Source organism: Vibrio metschnikovii CIP 69.14, from assembly GCF_000176155.1.
GTDB classification, from domain to species: domain Bacteria; phylum Pseudomonadota; class Gammaproteobacteria; order Enterobacterales; family Vibrionaceae; genus Vibrio; species Vibrio metschnikovii.
Genome location: NZ_ACZO01000006.1, coordinates 1,679,754 through 1,696,857 on the forward strand (window position 1 = coordinate 1,679,754; position 17,104 = coordinate 1,696,857).

General features: G+C 45.6%; 16 protein-coding genes and 2 pseudogenes. 3 read left to right on the plus strand and 15 right to left on the minus strand.

Going from position 1 to position 17,104, the window contains the following annotated elements; all coding sequences use genetic code 11:
• Positions 1–42: 42 nt before the first annotated feature.
• The 4 genes from VIB_RS10955 to cysP form a co-directional block, all read right to left on the minus strand.
• Positions 43–1,170: a sulfate/molybdate ABC transporter ATP-binding protein gene (locus tag VIB_RS10955; RefSeq protein ID WP_004395992.1), complete on the minus strand. Its 1,128-nt coding sequence runs from the start codon at positions 1,168–1,170 to the stop codon at positions 43–45.
• Positions 1,167–2,030, minus strand: a complete 864-nt coding sequence (gene cysW / locus VIB_RS10960; protein WP_004395993.1) for a sulfate ABC transporter permease subunit CysW — start codon at positions 2,028–2,030, stop codon at positions 1,167–1,169. Before cysW ends, VIB_RS10955 begins: the two co-directional genes overlap by 4 nt.
• Positions 2,031–2,040: 10 nt before the next feature.
• The gene (cysT, locus tag VIB_RS10965) at positions 2,041–2,886 is read right to left on the minus strand and encodes a sulfate/thiosulfate ABC transporter permease CysT (protein ID WP_004395994.1); all 846 of its coding nucleotides are present in this window, start codon (positions 2,884–2,886) and stop codon (positions 2,041–2,043) included.
• A 77-nt stretch (positions 2,887–2,963) separates the two neighbouring features.
• Entirely contained in the window at positions 2,964–3,965 is a 1,002-nt protein-coding gene (gene cysP / locus VIB_RS10970) for a thiosulfate ABC transporter substrate-binding protein CysP (RefSeq protein WP_004395995.1), read from the minus strand.
• Between the two features lie 268 nt (positions 3,966–4,233).
• Here cysP and cysM point away from each other — a divergent pair, with 268 nt between their 5' ends.
• Positions 4,234–5,124, plus strand: coding sequence for a cysteine synthase CysM (gene cysM / locus VIB_RS10975; RefSeq protein ID WP_004395996.1), 891 nt, complete (start codon positions 4,234–4,236; stop codon positions 5,122–5,124).
• Positions 5,125–5,285: 161 nt separating this feature from the next.
• Positions 5,286–7,869, plus strand: a pseudogene (gene mutS / locus VIB_RS10980) (DNA mismatch repair protein MutS).
• Positions 7,870–7,931: 62 nt separating this feature from the next.
• Here the strand turns inward: mutS and rpoS are convergent.
• From rpoS to folB, 11 genes and pseudogenes are all read right to left on the minus strand, one after another.
• Positions 7,932–8,908 (minus strand): annotated as a pseudogene (gene rpoS, locus VIB_RS10985) (RNA polymerase sigma factor RpoS).
• 72 nt (positions 8,909–8,980) lie between these two features.
• The gene (gene nlpD, locus VIB_RS10990; RefSeq protein WP_004395998.1) at positions 8,981–9,949 is read right to left on the minus strand and encodes a murein hydrolase activator NlpD; all 969 of its coding nucleotides are present in this window, start codon (positions 9,947–9,949) and stop codon (positions 8,981–8,983) included.
• Positions 9,949–10,575, minus strand: a complete 627-nt coding sequence (locus tag VIB_RS10995) for a protein-L-isoaspartate(D-aspartate) O-methyltransferase (RefSeq protein WP_004395999.1) — start codon at positions 10,573–10,575, stop codon at positions 9,949–9,951. Before VIB_RS10995 ends, nlpD begins: the two co-directional genes overlap by 1 nt.
• Positions 10,576–10,578: 3 nt before the next feature.
• Complete coding sequence (gene surE / locus VIB_RS11000; protein WP_004396000.1) at positions 10,579–11,334, minus strand: 5'/3'-nucleotidase SurE; 756 nt, start codon at positions 11,332–11,334, stop codon at positions 10,579–10,581.
• On the minus strand, positions 11,327–12,373 hold the full coding sequence (gene truD / locus VIB_RS11005; protein WP_004396001.1) for a tRNA pseudouridine(13) synthase TruD: 1,047 nt from the start codon (positions 12,371–12,373) through the stop codon (positions 11,327–11,329). Before truD ends, surE begins: the two co-directional genes overlap by 8 nt.
• Positions 12,374–12,535: 162 nt before the next feature.
• Positions 12,536–13,012 carry a 2-C-methyl-D-erythritol 2,4-cyclodiphosphate synthase gene (ispF, locus tag VIB_RS11010; RefSeq protein WP_004396002.1) on the minus strand — a complete coding sequence of 159 codons (477 nt, stop codon included), beginning with the start codon at positions 13,010–13,012 and terminating at the stop codon, positions 12,536–12,538.
• Positions 13,009–13,698, minus strand: coding sequence for a 2-C-methyl-D-erythritol 4-phosphate cytidylyltransferase (gene ispD, locus VIB_RS11015; protein WP_040904921.1), 690 nt, complete (start codon positions 13,696–13,698; stop codon positions 13,009–13,011). Before ispD ends, ispF begins: the two co-directional genes overlap by 4 nt.
• An 11-nt stretch (positions 13,699–13,709) precedes the next feature.
• Complete coding sequence (gene ftsB, locus VIB_RS11020) at positions 13,710–13,991, minus strand: cell division protein FtsB (protein WP_040904691.1); 282 nt, start codon at positions 13,989–13,991, stop codon at positions 13,710–13,712.
• Between the two features lie 306 nt (positions 13,992–14,297).
• Entirely contained in the window at positions 14,298–15,101 is an 804-nt protein-coding gene (locus VIB_RS11025; RefSeq protein WP_004396005.1) for an undecaprenyl-diphosphate phosphatase, read from the minus strand.
• A 9-nt stretch (positions 15,102–15,110) separates the two neighbouring features.
• On the minus strand, positions 15,111–15,614 hold the full coding sequence (gene folK, locus VIB_RS11030) for a 2-amino-4-hydroxy-6-hydroxymethyldihydropteridine diphosphokinase (protein ID WP_040904692.1): 504 nt from the start codon (positions 15,612–15,614) through the stop codon (positions 15,111–15,113).
• Positions 15,611–15,964, minus strand: coding sequence for a bifunctional dihydroneopterin aldolase/7,8-dihydroneopterin epimerase (gene folB / locus VIB_RS11035; RefSeq protein ID WP_004396006.1), 354 nt, complete (start codon positions 15,962–15,964; stop codon positions 15,611–15,613). The genes folK and folB overlap by 4 nt, the downstream gene beginning before the upstream one ends.
• A gap of 517 nt (positions 15,965–16,481) precedes the next feature.
• Here folB and plsY point away from each other — a divergent pair.
• On the plus strand, positions 16,482–17,075 hold the full coding sequence (gene plsY / locus VIB_RS11040; RefSeq protein ID WP_004396007.1) for a glycerol-3-phosphate 1-O-acyltransferase PlsY: 594 nt from the start codon (positions 16,482–16,484) through the stop codon (positions 17,073–17,075).
• Positions 17,076–17,104 lie beyond the last annotated feature (29 nt).

Below are 17,104 nucleotides of genomic sequence, written 5' to 3' on the forward strand. Positions count from 1 at the left end.
CATTCGGTACCCATTGATTCACACCACACACCCTAATGATCGTTAAATCTCAAACATCAAACTGTCTGCATCGAGGAACGGCCAGCGAATCACATGAGGAGACTGGCTCTGTTCGTCAAAAAAATACCCCACCTGTGGCGTAGCAAACACTTTGTCACCGCGAGCAATAGGCTGCTCATTTAAAGCACGATGAGTCAGTTTCGCTTCCCATGGTTCAGGGCTTTGCCAACCGATAGGTGCAAGCTCGACTCGTACCTCCGCACCAACAGGATTAATCGACAAGACTTCACAAGGTAAACACGCTTGACTGTTTTCTTTGAGAGAAACACTCAACTCATGACTACGGACGTAAAGCGTCCCAGCTTGTTGAATCGCTCTCTGCTGAGGCGGCAAAATAAAAGCCTGCTCATTTTGCCAATGGGGATCCTGCCACTGAGCAGGAAAAACATTTACATTACCAAAAAAGTCGAACACAAAACGACTGTTTGGCTCAGCGTATAACTGAACAGGGGTATCGACTTGCTCAATTCGACCATTACTCATCACCACCACACGATCCGAAAGCTCCAAGGCTTCATCTTGATCGTGGGTGACGAAAACGCTGGTAAAGCCGAGCTCATCATGCAAACTACGTAGCCAGCGACGCAGCTCTTTACGAACTTTGGCATCGAGCGCACCAAACGGCTCATCCAATAACAACACTTCTGGTTGAGTGGCCAATGCTCGAGCTAATGCGATACGCTGTTTTTGTCCACCTGACAACTGCTCTGGATAGCGATCGGCCAAATGACCAAGTTGAACAATCTCAAGCAGTTGTTTGACTCGTCGAGCGATTTCAGTCGACGTTGGACGTTGACGACGATCCATCACTTGTAAACCAAAGGCCACATTATCCGCAACCGTCATATGCCGAAACAGGGCGTAATTTTGAAACACAAACCCAACTCGGCGTTCACGAACATGAACATGGGTCACGTCACGATCACGAAAATGAATGTGTCCAGTGTCCGCCCCTTCCAAGCCAGCGATAATACGCAATAAGGTGGTTTTTCCTGAGCCAGATGGGCCTAATAAGCCTATCATTTCGCCATCATCGATGTGTAAAGAGAGCGGTGATAAAGCCTGAAAGGCTCCAAAGTTTTTGGAAATATTATCTAAACGAATACTCATACCGTCTCTTGCTCACTCTTGGTTTTGCTTTGATTATGTTCTTGTCGCCACTCAACAATCGCTTTTAATACTAATGTTAACAAGGCGATAAATGCCAATAATGACGCACTCGCGAACGCCGCTTGTGATTGGTAATCTTCATACAAGACTTGGACATGTAAAGGAAGCGTATTGGTCTCACCACGGATATTGCCAGACACCACCGCCACTGCACCAAATTCGCCAATCGCTCTGGCGTTGGTTAATATCACCCCGTAAATAAGGGCCCATTTTATGTTCGGCAACGTCACTCGACGAAACAGTTGCCACCACGATGCGCCCAAAATCACCGCCGCTTCTTCATCCGAACGGCCTTGCTGTTGCATCAGAGGAATCAGCTCTCGGGCAACAAATGGGCAGGTAACAAACACCGTGACCAATACGATACCCGGCCAGGCAAACATCACTTGTAAATCACGTTCAAACAGCCATTCACCTAACCAGCCGTTGCTGCCATAGAGCAGTAAATACAACAAACCGGCAACGACGGGAGAAACGGCAAAGGGAATATCAATGATCGTGGTCAGTACTTTACGTCCTGGAAATTCAAAACGCGTGACCGCCCAAGCGAGCAACACCCCAAACACTAAATTAATCGGCACCGTCAACAGGGCAACCAATAACGTCAAACTGATCGCATGGCGCGTATCGGGTTCGAGTAAATGACCAATATAAGCCGATAACCCACTTGCGAACGCTTGCTGAAAAATACTGACTAATGGGATCACTAAAAGTAAAGTGACCCAAAATAGCGCCAATCCAATCAGGCTCCATTTCACCCAAGGCGTTTCACCGACTCGTTTCGGCTGTAATCCTTTCATCGCCTTTTCCTTAACGCCCATGAATACGACGTAAATAAGCACCTTGCCATACATTGATCGTCAACAGTAATAACAAAGAAGCAAGTAGCACTACAGAAGCAATCGCGCTCGCCGCAGGAAAATCAAATTCTTGCAAACGCACAAAAATCATTAATGACGTAATTTCACTCACATAAGGCATGTTGCCAGCAATGAAGATCACCGCGCCAAACTCTCCTAAACTGCGCGTAAATGAAAGCGCAACGCCAACCAGCAGAGCGGGCTTTAACGACGGCATGATCACTCGCCAAAATACCGCTCGATCCGTCGCACCAAGGGTCATACCAGCTTCTTCCTCCTCTTTAGAAATCTCTTCTAACACAGGCTGAACCGTACGAACCACAAAAGGCAAACTGGTAAACACCATTGCTAATACAATCCCTAAAGGGGTGTAAGCGACCTTGATCCCGAGTTCACTAAGCACACTTCCTACCCATCCATTGGTTGAGTACAGCGTCGCTAAGGTTATTCCTGCCACTGCCGTGGGGAGCGCAAAGGGTAAGTCGACTAACGCATCCAGGATCCGTTTGCCATAAAAGTCATAACGAACCAAAACCCACGCCAGCAATAGTCCTAGCAAGCCATTAAATAACGAGGCAATCAACGCGGCTCCAATGGTAACTTTATAACTGGCCACCACTCTTGGGTCGGCGATCACCTGCCAATATTCTGCCCAAGACATATTGCTGGTTTGGATAATTAAGCCACTCGCCGGCAGTAATAAAATTAAACTGATAAAAAATAGCGAGGTCCCGAGACTGACCCCAAAACCGGGCAATACTCGTTTATGACGTGGTCGCGTGAGAGAACGGCTCATAAACCCTCTGCAAAAACTTAAGCGTAAGTAAAATAGCCACTGAGTTAGATTAGTGAAACTAAGTGGCGAATAATCGGTTAACGACGTTGTAACTGATCCATTTTAGCGCCATTGGCAAAATGATCTTGCATGGCTTTTTCCCAACCACCCGCGATAGTCTCTACCGTTAATAGTTCGACATCAGGAAAACGATCGGCAAACTCGGCTTTCACTTTTTCATCATGAATTCGATAGCTGAAACCAGCTAATAAACGCTGTGCCTCTTCACTGTACAAATGAGAAAGGTATTCGTGAGCAACCTCATAAGTACCTTTACGTTTAGCGGTACGCTCGACAACCGCTACCGGAAATTCAGCCAAAATAGAAGTTTTAGGCACCACGACTTGATAATCATCCATACCGTACTGCTGACGAATATTATTAACTTCAGATTCAAAGGTAATCAATACGTCCCCAAGACCACGCTCAACAAAAGAAGTGGTTGCCCCTCGACCTCCGGTATCAAATACCGCGACATTAGCAAGAAACTGTCTTAAAAATCGGTCTTGTTCCGCTTGATTATCAATACCAAATTCTTGCTGGGCAAAACCTAACGCGGCCAAATAGGTGTAACGCGCATTACCGGAAGTTTTCGGATTCGGGAATACGGATGACACATCGTCGCGAGCCAAATCATCCCAGTTCTGAATATTTTTCGGGTTACCTTTGCGAACTAAAAATGCGGTTGTTGAATAATAAGGTGAGCTCGCATTAGGAAATTTATCTTGCCAATTAGCGTCGATTAATTTTCCCCGATCATGCAGAACTTGGACGTCGGTAACTTGGTTGAAAGTCACCACATCCGCTGCAAGCCCTTGTAAAATAGAACGAGCTTGAGCGGAAGAACCGCCATGAGATTGGCGTATTTCTACCGTTTGCCCAGTTTTTTCTTGCCAATGCTTAACAAATAGCGGGTTATAAGCATTGAAAAGCTCACGAGCGATATCATACGATGAGTTAAGAATGGTTTGATCGGCGGCTGAAACATTCAATGATCCAACCATGAGTAATGTGGCTAACGCCGACTTAATAAACTTCATATTTGATACTCCACAATTCCCGTTGCCAGCATGGCTTCCTATTGCTTAGAGTATTAGGTAAATGAATTATAACAAAGCTTATTAATAGAACTTTTTGGAATAAAATCTAGCAATAAATTGTATGTCGATTAAACCGTGAGTTTTATAATAGACAGATGACCGAAGTATGATAAAACAGCTTAGTCTGAACGATACCTCCATCACTCAGACAACCAGACAACCTGCGGTGTACTGCTTAATCAAAAGATAAATGACTAAGGATAAACATGTGACTGATTTTCCAACCATTGAAGCGTATGTCGGACAAACGCCATTAGTTCGTTTACAAAGATTAGCTCAAGATAGCTCGAGCACCGTTTTAGTCAAACTGGAAGGCAACAATCCGGCAGGTTCAGTCAAAGACCGTCCGGCGTTGAATATGATTGTTCAGGCTGAGAAGCGCGGTGATATTCATCCTGGAGATAGGATCATCGAAGCCACCAGTGGTAATACAGGTATCGCGTTAGCCATGGCTGCAGCCATCAAAGGCTACAAAATGACCCTAATCATGCCTGATAACGCAACCCAAGAGCGTAAAGACTCCATGCGTGCCTATGGCTGTGAATTAATTCTGGTCAGTAAAGAACAAGGCATGGAAGGCGCTCGTGATTTAGCTCTGCAAATGCAAGCCCAAGGTCAAGGCAAAGTGCTGGATCAATTTAATAATCCAGATAATCCTTTGGCGCACTTTCAGTCAACCGGACCTGAAATTTGGCAGCAAAGCCAAGGACTGATTACTCATTTTGTCTCTAGCATGGGGACAACCGGCACCATCATGGGTACGTCACGTTATCTTAAACAGCAAAACTCACAAATCCAAATCATCGGCCTGCAACCGTCTGAAGGCAGCTCGATTCCTGGAATTCGCCGCTGGCCAAAGGAGTATCTACCGGGGATTTTTGAACAGTCTCGGGTCGATGTGGTGATGGACATCAGTGAACAGGATGCTGTTCAAACGGCGCGAGCATTAGCAACTCAAGAAGGGATCTGCGCTGGTGTAAGCTCTGGTGGCTCCGTATTTGCCGCGTTACAAATCGCTAAACAGAACCCTGGTTCGGTGGTTGTCGCTATCGTGTGTGATCGCGGCGATCGTTATCTCTCTTCTGGTCTATTTTCTTGAAACCAAAAGAGTATTTTTAAATGACATGATGAGCCTGTTCATCATGTCATTCACTACCTGCCCCATCGGTTGATTGCTCATTAATAGTGAAGTTTGTTATCCTCTGCGGCTGAGTTATTGACGCTCAGAACAAACAACTGGCTAACCGAGTAACTAATACCATGAGTACATCCAACGCTTCTTGCATCGAGTCTTCCTCATCTCATACCCCGATGATGAGACAGTATCTTAAACTCAAAGCAGAAAACCCCGATATTTTGCTGTTTTATCGCATGGGTGATTTTTATGAACTGTTTTATGATGATGCAAAACGTGCCTCGCAATTATTAGATATCTCTCTCACCAAACGCGGCGCTTCTGCCGGTGAACCTATCCCCATGGCCGGCGTACCTTACCATGCTGTGGAAGGCTACTTAGCCAAACTAGTGCAGCTGGGAGAATCCATCGCTATTTGCGAGCAAATAGGCGATCCGGCAACCAGTAAAGGGCCGGTTGAACGCAAAGTGGTACGCATTATTACCCCTGGCACCATCACTGACGAAGCCTTATTGTCTGAGCGTAGCGATAACTTGATTGCGGCGATTTATCATCAGGGCGGTAAATTTGGTTATGCGACCTTGGATATCACCTCTGGCCGTTTTCAACTCTCTGAACCAGATTCGGTAGAATCAATGTGTGCTGAACTGCAACGCACCGCACCGCGCGAATTGCTCTTTCCTGAAGATTTTAGCCCTGTACAGGTTCTAGCCAACCGCAAAGGTAACCGCCGCCGCCCGATTTGGGAATTCGAACTCGACACCGCAAAACAACAGTTGAATCAACAATTTGGCACTCGTGACTTGGTAGGTTTTGGTGTAGAAAAAGCCAAACTCGGTTTATGTGCAGCAGGCTGCTTAATTCAATACGTAAAAGATACTCAGCGCACTGCCCTACCCCATATTCGTGCTCTGACTTTTGATCGCCAAGATCAATCGGTTATTTTAGATGCTGCCACTCGTCGTAACTTAGAATTAACCCAAAATTTAGCGGGCGGACAAGAGCACACCTTAGCGGAAGTCTTAGATCACTGTGCAACCGCGATGGGCAGCCGTATGCTCAAACGTTGGATTCACCAACCTACGCGTCATATCGACACCATCAATCAACGTTTGGGATGGGATAACCGAGCTCAAACAAGACGCGCTATTTGCTGAACTTTCCCCAATATTAAAACAAATTGGCGATATCGAGCGTATTTTGGCTCGTTTAGCACTGCGCTCTGCTCGCCCACGTGATTTAGCTCGCCTGCGAAATGCACTGCAGCAGTTACCTGAGCTCAACCAGCAAATGGCATCACTGAAACACCCGTATTTATGTCAACTACGTCAAGATGCTCAGCCAATTGAAGTACTCTCTCAACTGCTGGAGCGAGCGATAAAAGACAACCCTCCAGTGGTGATCCGTGATGGTGGCGTGATTGCTGATGGTTATGATGCGGAACTGGACGAGTGGCGTAAATTGGCCGCTGGTGCTACCGAGTATCTCGATCAATTAGAAGCCGATGAACGTGAACGTCACGGTATTGACAGCTTGAAAGTCGGTTACAACAATGTGCACGGCTTTTATATCCAAGTCAGCCGCGGACAAAGCCAACTGGTGCCTCCGCACTATGTTCGTCGCCAAACCTTAAAAAATGCTGAGCGCTATATTATTCCTGAGCTCAAAGCACATGAAGACAAAGTATTAAATTCCAAATCAAAAGCTTTAGCATTAGAGAAACAGCTTTGGGAACAATTATTTGATCTGTTACTGCCTCATTTAGAGCGTTTGCAGGCGTTAGCTTCAGCCCTTTCACAGTTGGATGTACTACAAAATTTAGCCGAAAGAGCAGAAAGTTTAGATTATTGTCGGCCAACCTTAACTGAGAATATTGGTTTACAGATTCAAGCTGGTCGCCATCCGGTGGTTGAGCAAGTGATGAAAGATCCCTTTATTGCCAACCCAATCACGCTCCACCAGCAACGTAAAATGTTGATCATTACCGGGCCGAACATGGGGGGTAAATCGACTTATATGCGCCAAACCGCCTTGATCGCCTTGATGGCACATATGGGCAGTTATGTGCCAGCGCAATCGGCGACAATTGGTTTGTTAGATCGGATTTTCACTCGGATTGGTGCCTCTGATGATCTGGCTTCAGGTCGTTCCACGTTTATGGTTGAAATGACCGAAACCGCGAATATCCTGCATAATGCAACGCAGCATAGTTTGGTATTGATGGATGAGATTGGCCGAGGCACCAGTACTTATGATGGACTCTCTTTAGCATGGGCCAGTGCCGAATGGTTAGCCACTAAAATTGGGGCGATGACTCTGTTTGCTACTCACTATTTTGAGTTAACTGAACTGCCCAGCACTTTACCGCACTTGGCGAATGTTCATCTCGATGCGGTTGAGCATGGTGAAAACATCGCCTTCATGCACGCCGTACAAGAAGGGGCGGCCAGTAAATCCTACGGTTTAGCCGTCGCGAGCTTAGCGGGCGTACCTAAGGCTGTGATTACCAATGCCAAAAACAAACTCGCACAGCTTGAGCAACAGCGAGAGACGACGAAGAAACCATCAGCATCACTGGCTATAACTGATCAAATGAGCTTAATTCCTGAACCAAGTGAAGTTGAACAGCTACTCGCCGGTATTGATCCCGATGAGCTGACGCCACGTCAAGCATTAGAAGCCCTATATCGCTTAAAAAAATGCTTATAGATGCAGCAGTATTAAAGCAAAAAGGCACCGTCGAGGTGCCTTTTCTACATCATTAAAGCCAATTAATTGTCGTTATCGACATTAAACAACGCTTCCATATTCAGCCCTTGTTTAACGAGGATCTCGCGTAGGCGACGTAAGCCTTCTACTTGGATCTGTCTGACTCGCTCACGGGTAAGATTAATTTCTCGCCCGACTTCTTCCAGCGTTGAAGGTTCATAACCCAGTAATCCAAACGGCGCGCCAAGACTTCTTTTTGCTTTGGATTGAGCTCATCGAGCCAATTAAGCAAAGATAAGCGAATATCTTCATCTTGAGTCGACACTTCTGGATCCGAGTGATTAGAGTCAGGCAGAATATCCAATAATGCTTTATCACCATCGCCACCAATCGGAGTATCAACAGAACTGATTCGCTCATTCAAACGTAGCATTTTATTGACATCTTCAACTGGCTTGTCCAGCTCAGCGGCAATTTCTTCTGCCGTAGGTTCATGGTCCAAACGCTGTGAAAGTTCACGAGCTGTGCGCAAATAGATATTGAGCTCTTTGACGACATGAATCGGTAGACGAATGGTACGAGTTTGATTCATCAGCGCCCGTTCGATGGTTTGACGAATCCACCACGTGGCATAAGTCGAAAAACGAAAGCCTCGTTCTGGGTCAAACTTCTCAACCGCTCTGATCAAACCTAGATTGCCTTCTTCAATCAAATCGAGCAACGCTAGACCACGGTTACTGTAACGGCGAGAGATTTTCACCACCAAGCGTAGGTTACTTTCAATCATTCGCTTGCGCGCGGCCTCATCGCCACGTAATGCACGTCGAGCGTAGAGAACTTCTTCTTCGGCGGTTAAAAGGGGTGAAAAACCAATTTCACTCAAATACATCTGTGTTGCATCTAAGCTTTTGCTCGATGCATCGTATTCTTCTTTGAGGTTAATGGCGGATAGTTGCTCAACGTCAGACTCCGCTGCGTTGATAACTTCAGGATCAAAATCAAAATCTTCGACTTTAGTGACTGAATTGCTGATACTCATAACGCCTCCCCTGGCGAGCTAGCAAGACATTACAACTTCAAATGTCGGCTACATAACTCATCACAAGCATGTTTATGGTAAGTAGCGTTGTGGATTCACTGGCTTACCTTGGTAACGAATTTCAAAATGTAAGCGAACACTGGTGGTTCCTGAGCTGCCCATGGTCGCAATTTTTTGACCGGCAGTTACATTCTGACCTTCTTGAACCAGCAGTTGATCATTGTGAGCATAGGCACTTAGATAGTCATCATTGTGCTTAATAATGATCAAATTGCCGTAGCCGCGTAGCGCATTACCTGAATACACCACCGTCCCAGCCGCGGTAGAAACAATCGATTGACCTCGCTGACCTGCAATATCAATACCTTTGTTTCCTTGATCTCCTGCGGAGAAACCTTTAATTACTCTCCCTTTGGTTGGCCATAGCCACTTAGCGATTTTATCGTTATTTTGTGTCGGTTTAGTGACAGGCTGATTAGTAACATTCACTTTAGGTGTAGATTCAACATACCTGTTTGTTTTCGGTTGTTCAATAGCCGTTGTAGGCGATTTGCTGACCGTTGTAGGGAGTTTCTTACTGTTTTGAGAGATCGATACAGGATTAGAGTCTTTGCTCTTCACGGACACCGAGGGAGCGATAACAACAGGCGTTGGCACAACCACAGGAGTCGATGCTGAAGCAACGCTACCAACCGAACTGACATTCGCTTTAGGCCGAGGACCAGCGCCCGTTCCAGCATAAGCAGGAGGCGTATAAGCCGGCCCCCATAAACGCAACTTTTGCCCAGGATGGATCACATAAGGTGCTTGCAGGCGATTAAAACGGATAATATCGTTAACATCTTTATCGGTGATGTAAGAGATAAAATATAAAGTATCGCCTTTTTTTACCTCATAGTAACTGCCTCGATAACTGCCACGAGGTATTGAGTTATAGTCTTTGTTCAGCCCCGAAACTGGCGCAGGAGTGTTAACCGCACAGCCAAGCAGTAAGCAGCACAAACCAATCAGCCATCCATTTCGACACTGCCGCTTCTTCATTAAGCTAATTCACCTGCCACTAAAGGTACAAAACGTACCGTTTCTACGCTTTGAGTTATCCACTCATCACCTTGACGAATAATGCACAGCAATTGCTGCTCTTCCTCTCCGACTGGAATCACTAAACGGCCACCATCGGTTAACTGCTCAAGTAAAGCTTGCGGAACTATCGGAGCAGCCGCAGTGACGATAATCGCATCAAAAGGCGCTTTAGCCGCCCACCCTTGCCAGCCATCGCCATGTTTAGTTGAGACATTATAAATATCCAATTGTTTCAAACGGCGTTTCGCTTCCCATTGTAAAAATTTAATACGTTCAATCGAAAAAACGTGATCAACCAATTGAGCAAGTACGGCCGTTTGATACCCCGATCCGGTGCCAACTTCTAAAACTCGGCTATGTGGCTTTAAAGACAATATTTGAGTCATTTTGGCCACAATGTAAGGTTGTGAGATCGTTTGTCCAAGACCAATCGGTAACGCATGGTTATCATAAGCTTGATGCATCATCGCTTGTGACACAAACCGCTCTCTCGGTAAAGCGTGGATGGCAGATAATACCGCTTGATCATCAATTCCTTGCCGCACTAAATACTCAATCAGTTTATCCGCCTTAGGATTACTCATCTTTTATACCTTTAACCACGTCGCCATTACACCGAGCGACTCATGAGCAGTTAAATCAACCAGTATCGGCGTCACTGACACACATTTTTGCTCAACCGCATAAAAGTCGGTGCCTTCTCCCGCGTCTTGCTCTCTTCCTGGAGGTCCGAGCCAGTAGATCTCATGCCCTCGTGGATCTTTTTGTTTGATCATATTTTCAGCATGATGACGAGCGCCAAGTCGGGTGACTTGCGTTCCGGTTAATTGATCAAAAGGAACATCTGGAATATTTATATTAATCAATCGATTCGTTGGAATGGGTGAGGATAAGTGCTGCAAGACGATTTGACGAGCAATCTTACCTGCTGTCGCGAAATGGGTATTACCGACCAAAGAGAAGGCAATCGACTGTACGCCCAGAAAATGCCCTTCCATGGCCGCAGCAACCGTCCCAGAATAAAGCACATCATCCCCTAAGTTAGCTCCATGATTAATCCCGCTTAATACTAAATCGGGTAAATCATGTTTGAGTAATTCGTTAAGAGCAAAATGAACGCAGTCGGTTGGCGTACCTTGTACAGAATAGGTATTCGGCTCAATTTTTGTTACTCGTAATGGTTGCTCTAAAGTCAGAGAATTTGAGGCACCTGAGCGATTTCTATCCGGAGCAACAATGATAATCTCAGCCAAATCGGCTAATGCATAAGCCAGCGCCCGAATACCTTCGGCATAGACACCATCATCATTACTCAATAAAATTTTTAATTTTTTATTAGTCATAAACTCGTTCAACTGGAATTTCTTCAATTAATTCACGGACGACAGAGGTCGCAAAGCTGCCCGCATCCAAAGTAAAGCTAAGCAATATATTATTATTGTCGACTTGCCACTGAAGTTGCTGAGGATGTAAAGCAATCACTCGTCTGTCGTGACGCATCCGGTTGCCGCGAATCAGTTTCATTAGATCCGGCTCTGCATCGAGTGCTTGTTGCTCCAAGGCTTGCGCAGTACCTTGAGTGGGCAAAGCATTATCTCCCGCCAGTGCCGCGGTAATTTGGACTTTCTGATCAGCTAACTGTTGATTGAATTCCGTCAGTTGTTCGTCGCTAACCAGTTCAGAGACTCCGTCTTTTAATGCTATATCACCCTCAATAAAAGACTCAAAACATCCAGACTGAATTCGAGCTGAGACAATATGATTAAAAATCCACGAACGGGCAGCAGATAAATACAGACTACGTTGATTTTGATTACGAGAGCGCACATTGTCACGCCCCCAGCGCCGCGCTTCATGGAGATTGTTGCCATCTTTACCAAAGCGCTGTTGACCAAAATAATTAGGTACGCCCTGCTCAGCAAGCACCTGCAAACGCTGCACAACATTATCGATATCGGTCACTTCGCTGAGTGTCAATTCAAAGTGATTTCCCTGCAAATCACCGGGACGCAACTTTTTATGATGACGAGTCATCGCCAGCACTTGAATACTTGGGTATTGCTTTTCAAATGCGGTCAAATTCGGTAATTTTCCATCCGGGAGATAGACACTAAGCCACTGTTCCGTCACAGCATGTCGGTCTTTGAGCCCTGCCCAACCGATATCTTTGGATTTAACACCACACGCCTTGGCCAGTTCATTCGCAACAAAACTGGTATTTTCTCCGGTTTTCCTAATACACACCATGACGTGCTCGCCTTCACCAGAAAAGGAATACCCCAAATCTTCGGTGACTTTAAAGTGTTCTGGTCGTGCTTTAATTTTTGCTTTCGCCGTTGGCTGACCACATAAGTACGCCAGAGAAGAGAGAAGATCAGTCATTTTTTATTCCAATATCTGCCTACTCAACGCTCGTTAACGAAAACCTGAATTCATGGTAGGCAGTGAATGTATCCCATCGCTATCGTTAGATAACAATCTAGGAGTAAGATAAACAGACGGTATACGACTCCACATTCCATCATGCGGAGCGTTCACCAAGTCTTAAGCTTTTATTAATAATACCACGGCTTCGCAAGCGATCCCTTCTTTACGGCCAGTAAAGCCTAACCGTTCGGTGGTGGTTGCTTTGACATTAATGTTACTCGTTGCTGTTTGTAAGTCCTCAGCGATCACTTGACACATCGATTCAATATAAGGCGCCATTTTCGGCGCTTGAGCAATCAGCGTAATATCGGCATTGCCCAACTGATACCCCTGTTTGAGAACACGTTGATACACATCGCGCAGTAAAGCTCGACTATCAGCACCTTTCCATTGCTCATCCGTATCGGGGAAATGACGGCCAATATCACCGGCGGCAATCGCGCCTAAAAGCGCATCACACAAAGCATGCAACGCCACATCACCATCAGAGTGAGCAATCAGGCCCTGCTCATAAGGGATAGAAACACCACCAATTATCACCGGGCCTTCACCGCCAAATTTATGCACATCAAAACCGTGGCCAATACGTATCATGCTGTTTCCTTTTTTCGACTTAAATAGAACTCAGCCAATGCCAGATCTTCTGGCTGAGTAATTTTAATATTATCCGCTCGCCCGCTCACTAAACCTGGAGATAAACCTTGCCACTCAAAAGCAGAGGCTTCATCGGTAATGATCGCTTTTTGTTCTAAGGCTTGTTGTAGCGCCTGTAATAAAGGCTGGCAACGAAACATCTGCGGCGTTAGCGCATGCCATAACGCTTGACGTTCAACGGTATGCAAAATATTACCGTCCCCGTCACCACGCTTCATCGTATCGCGGACAGGGCTAGCAAGTATCGCCCCTACCGGATGAGATAATGCACGCTGAATTAACTGCGTAATATCACGCTCAGTGACGCAGGGTCTTGCCGCATCATGCGCCATCACCCATTCGCCTAATTGCTGTTCATCCACCAAACGTAGCGCGTTGAGTACCGACTCTGCACGCTCTTTTCCGCCATTGACCACCTTCACTCGGGGATGACTTGCTAATGATAAGGAAGAAAAGTAAGGGTCTTGCTGACTGATAGCAATAACAACCTGTCCTATCTGTGGGTGAGCCAATAACTGCTCAACCGTATGCTCTAATACCGTTTTTCCATTAAGCAGGAGATATTGCTTAGGACGATCAGCCTGCATTCGACTGCCAATCCCAGCGGCGGGAACAATGGCGGTAATTAATGGAACGTTCAAGGCGTTACCTCACCGATAATCCGATAAAAGGTTTCATTGTCTTTGACCATTCCTAACTCATGGCGGGCGCGCTCTTCAATCGCATCAAGCCCCTGCCGTAAATCATCGATTTCAGCAAACATCTCTTGGTTTCGTTGGTGCAAATTACTGTTCACTTGTTCTTGTACGTTAATTTCACTCGAGACCATTCGAAAGTCTACGATGCCATTTTTACTTAACCATAAATGGTATTGTAGCCAGCCAAATAGCAAAAATAAGGCTATCGCCAATACTCGCATCTTTTTCACCTTACTGATGGGAGCGGTACCTAATGAGAAGTACCGTCTACATTGACTGTTTACTTGCCCGCTTACTTATATCATAAGCGCCAAAATCAGGCGAGTAAGCTCACGCTTTAAGTCGTTGTCAATGAACAACTATCTCGAACGATTTAACCGACAATCTCCAAACGACTTAGATCTGAAGCGAGACGACAAGTTAGGCAATCACTACTCACATGAAAACCCTATCTGAGTAGCATTAACGATCCTAGCTCCTAGCCAACACCACCGCGCTTAATACGGATGGCTGCTGACTAAAAAGTATTAATTCATCGATAAAAACAGAAGTAATCCAAAACCTAAAATTAAACGATAAATCACAAAAGGAGTCATCCCCATTCGAGAAATGAGCTTTAAGAAAAAGAAAATACACAAATAGGCGCTAATAAACGAGGTGATCACGCCAGTAATTAAGAAATTAATCTGAATCGGTTCACCGCTCGTGATTAACTTAAGACCTAGGTATCCACCAGCTAAAGTAATAATTGGAATCGACATTAAAAATGAAAATCGCGCCGCAGCCTCGCGGGTAAAACCTAAATACAGCGCAGCCGTAATGGTTGCACCTGAGCGTGATGTACCGGGAATAATCGCTAACGCTTGTGCGACACCAACAAAAAGAGCCTGCTTCCATCCCGCTTGATACTCATCTTGGGCAAGACGAGCGTGCCTATCCACATACAAAAGCAGTAAGCCAAAAATGATCGTCGTTGTGGCAATCACCCACGCACTACGCAGATACAGCTCAACAATATCTTTCATTAATAAACCAAAAATACACGCGGGAATGGTCGCGAGAATGATCAACCAAGCCAGTTTTGCTTCTTTGCTGCGATCACCTTTGAAAATGGACGCAAAAAATGCTCGTAATAAGCTCACCACTTCATGGCGAAAATAAATGATCACCGCAGCTAAGGTGCCAACATGCACTGCCACATCAAAAGCTAAACCTTGATCTTCCCAGCCTAAAATAGCCGAAGGCAAAATAAGATGAGCAGAGCTAGAGATGGGTAAGAATTCAGTTAAGCCTTGGATCAACGCCAATATAAACGCTTCAAAATAAGTCATGATTATTCTCTAATTAACGGATTTACGGATGGAAAACCACAAAGGAATGGGGGTTAAAGAATCGAGATCTGGCGTTGCTTGCCACACCTCTTGAACCGTTTGCTCGCTGCCAGGAATCAGCAACTGGGGCGACAATTCGTACAAAGGTTGGATAACAAAAGGATAATGATAAATATCCCGTCTTGGCAAGACGGGCGCTTCGCTCGAGACTTGCTCACCATAAAGTAGTAAATCCAAATCTAACGTTCGATCTTGAAACTTCTTTGCGTTAATCTCTCTTCCCCAACGCCGTTCTATATCCCGTAATTTCTCTAGCAAAACGGGTAAAGAGAGCGTGGTAGTGATCTCCGCAACCAGATTATAAAAAGCATGGCTATCAAAGCCGACAGATGGGCACTCATAAACCGACGATAAGCGCAGTCGATCCGTTAACGTCGCTAATTCACGACATCCAGCTTCAATATGTCGATGGCGTTGAACATTGGAACCAATACCAACATAGCAAGTTATCATGCCTGTCCTCGTTCAATCACCACACCAACCCCTTTTGCTTGTGCCACCGCTCCCGGCTTGGTTAAACGGACCTTAACCCAAGGCACAGAAAAACGCTGCATAATCAGCTCTGCCACTTCTTCGGCAACTCGCTCTACCAATAAAAAACGTCCCTGCTCAATATGCTCAATCACCGCTTGACTGACTTGGGCATAATCCAATGCATCAGCCACATCATCGCTTTTGCCAGCAGGTTGATTATTATGAGCCATCTCCAAATCAAGCACTAATTTTTGCTTAATGGTCTGCTCCCAGTCATAAACACCAATGGTTGTGATCACAGTTAACTGCTCGATAAAAACTTTATCCATGGCAATATTGCCTCCTTTTTGCTGGTCGGATATCCAAATTGAGTAAAAAAACGGACTATTGGGGTTTATCACGATATCATATACCCAAACCACCTATTGATGCGAAACTCTCAAGATTTTTTGTTTCTTCATTGCCTTAATGACTATTTTTCAGGCTATTTAACAATTGCTTGCAATGATAACCGGCAACGCATGCCATTATTAAAAAACCGTCAGGTTGTCATTTTTTATCAGCAGGAAAAGTTAACGTGATGACCGCATCCAAGACAACTTTTATCAGGTTTGGGTCACGTTAAAAATAAAGAAATCCTGAGACTATACCCAAACGACTTGGGGTTGCACGCCGTCGGCAAGTGAGTACATCGCCATGATATGTGATTGGGATAAACGAACGCAGCCAACACCGCTGTAGCTTCAATTAAGAAGGGGATATTCGTCGCATTAGAGAGAGTCCCCCGCTAAACATTGGCTTACCTTACAAACAATACGTAGCCAAACAACGACGGTAGAGGCCGCTATGACGCCACTAGCACTGATCATGATTATTTGCGCCTATTTACTGGGGTCAATTTCCAGTGCGGTATTGATCTGCCGATTACTGCGTTTGCCTGATCCTCGCGGCGTAGGCTCTCATAATCCCGGAGCCACCAATGTACTGCGCATTGCCGGTAAGAAAACCGCCTTGGCAGTACTGATTTGTGACATGCTCAAAGGAACGATTCCTGTCTGGGGCGGCTATTACCTCAACATTGATCCTCTCATGCTCGGCTTAATCGGTATCGCGGCCTGCCTTGGCCACATGTATCCCCTATTTTTCCATTTCAAAGGCGGTAAGGGCGTGGCGACAGCACTAGGCGCCATTGCACCAATAGGCTTAGAATTAACCGCCATGGTCATTGTAACTTGGTTAGTGGTGGTCTTTATTTTCCGTTATTCCTCCCTTGCCGCACTGGTCACCGTTTTATTGACGCCTTTTTATACCTGGATGATCAAACCACACTATACATTGCCCGTCGCGATGCTCTGCTGCTTAATCGTGCTTCGTCATCAAGAGAACATTAAGCGCCTTTTTATCGGCACAGAGCCGAAAGTGGGCGAGAAAAAACCATAAAAAAACGGCCATGGCTATGACCGTTTCCA

Coding starts and splice junctions, on each gene's coding strand:
- VIB_RS10955 (WP_004395992.1), bottom strand. CDS start 1,170: ATGAGTATTCGTTTAGATAATATTTCCAAAAACTTTGGAGCCTTTCAG.
- cysW (WP_004395993.1), bottom strand. CDS start 2,030: ATGAAAGGATTACAGCCGAAACGAGTCGGTGAAACGCCTTGGGTGAAA.
- cysT (WP_004395994.1), bottom strand. CDS start 2,886: ATGAGCCGTTCTCTCACGCGACCACGTCATAAACGAGTATTGCCCGGT.
- cysP (WP_004395995.1), bottom strand. CDS start 3,965: ATGAAGTTTATTAAGTCGGCGTTAGCCACATTACTCATGGTTGGATCA.
- nlpD (WP_004395998.1), bottom strand. CDS start 9,949: ATGAAGAAGCGGCAGTGTCGAAATGGATGGCTGATTGGTTTGTGCTGC.
- VIB_RS10995 (WP_004395999.1), bottom strand. CDS start 10,575: ATGAGTAATCCTAAGGCGGATAAACTGATTGAGTATTTAGTGCGGCAA.
- surE (WP_004396000.1), bottom strand. CDS start 11,334: ATGACTAATAAAAAATTAAAAATTTTATTGAGTAATGATGATGGTGTC.
- truD (WP_004396001.1), bottom strand. CDS start 12,373: ATGACTGATCTTCTCTCTTCTCTGGCGTACTTATGTGGTCAGCCAACG.
- ispF (WP_004396002.1), bottom strand. CDS start 13,012: ATGATACGTATTGGCCACGGTTTTGATGTGCATAAATTTGGCGGTGAA.
- ftsB (WP_040904691.1), bottom strand. CDS start 13,991: ATGCGAGTATTGGCGATAGCCTTATTTTTGCTATTTGGCTGGCTACAA.
- VIB_RS11025 (WP_004396005.1), bottom strand. CDS start 15,101: ATGACTTATTTTGAAGCGTTTATATTGGCGTTGATCCAAGGCTTAACT.
- folK (WP_040904692.1), bottom strand. CDS start 15,614: ATGATAACTTGCTATGTTGGTATTGGTTCCAATGTTCAACGCCATCGA.
- folB (WP_004396006.1), bottom strand. CDS start 15,964: ATGGATAAAGTTTTTATCGAGCAGTTAACTGTGATCACAACCATTGGT.
- plsY (WP_004396007.1), top strand. CDS start 16,482: ATGACGCCACTAGCACTGATCATGATTATTTGCGCCTATTTACTGGGG.